Source organism: Bradyrhizobium uaiense (assembly GCF_010811875.1).
GTDB lineage: Bacteria > Pseudomonadota > Alphaproteobacteria > Rhizobiales > Xanthobacteraceae > Bradyrhizobium > Bradyrhizobium uaiense.
Genome location: NZ_VKHP01000538.1, coordinates 1 through 756, shown reverse-complemented (window position 1 = coordinate 756; position 756 = coordinate 1). Strand labels below are relative to the sequence as shown.

General features: G+C 67.7%; 1 protein-coding gene. It reads right to left on the bottom strand.

Annotation, left to right across the window (positions count from 1 at the left end):
- A partial coding sequence (locus tag FNJ47_RS46335; RefSeq protein ID WP_163163487.1) for a transposase occupies window positions 1–756 on the bottom strand: 756 nt, incomplete at both ends.

Sequence of the window (756 nt, the reverse complement as noted above, 5' to 3'; positions counted from 1 at the left end):
GGACCGTCGCCGCGCCGCGCCAGGTAGGGATTGGTACCGTGCTTGGATTGCGTGGGCGGACAATAGACCTCAACCCCTTGATCATGCGCCCACTCGATGTCCTCGGCACGGCCAAAGCCGCCATCGATGAGATGGCGGCCCGGAAGGCGGCCGGTCCGCGCGCGCAAGCGATCCAGCATTGGCTGCATGAGGCCGCGATCGGAACCAATATTGGTCACGTCCAACCCGGCCACGATCTGCTCGCCGGCCGCGCTCACCACCTGCACATTGTATCCTGGCCGGAAGCCGCCGTCGGCCATCTTCATGACGCGGGCGTCGGGGTCCGTCGTCGAGGCGCGCGGCTCCTTCGGCGTCTTGCCGTTGTTGCGCTTGTCTTCCCGCGCCTGGCGCTGCCGCTTGATCTCGGCGAGCGCGGCCTGCGCTGCCTTCAGGCGCTTCGTGCGTTCACGCGCCGCTCGCTCCTTGGCCGCCTTGATGCGCTGGTTGCTGGCATCGGAGCGGGTCTCGACCTCGCGCTTGAGCTCCGCCACCATCGCCTGCGCGGTCTCCAAATGGCGAGCGAGTGTTCGTTCTCGCCGGAACGAGGCGGCCCCGGCGCTCGCCCGGATCCGTACGCCGTCCTGCGCCAGCTTGTTGAGATCGACCAGACCCACCTCCGCCAAGGCCGCAAGATGCTCGGCAAGCAGCCGGTCGAGCAGATCGGCGCATCCGACCCGGAAGTCTGCCAGTGTATGGTAGTTCACCGAGACCCCGCCA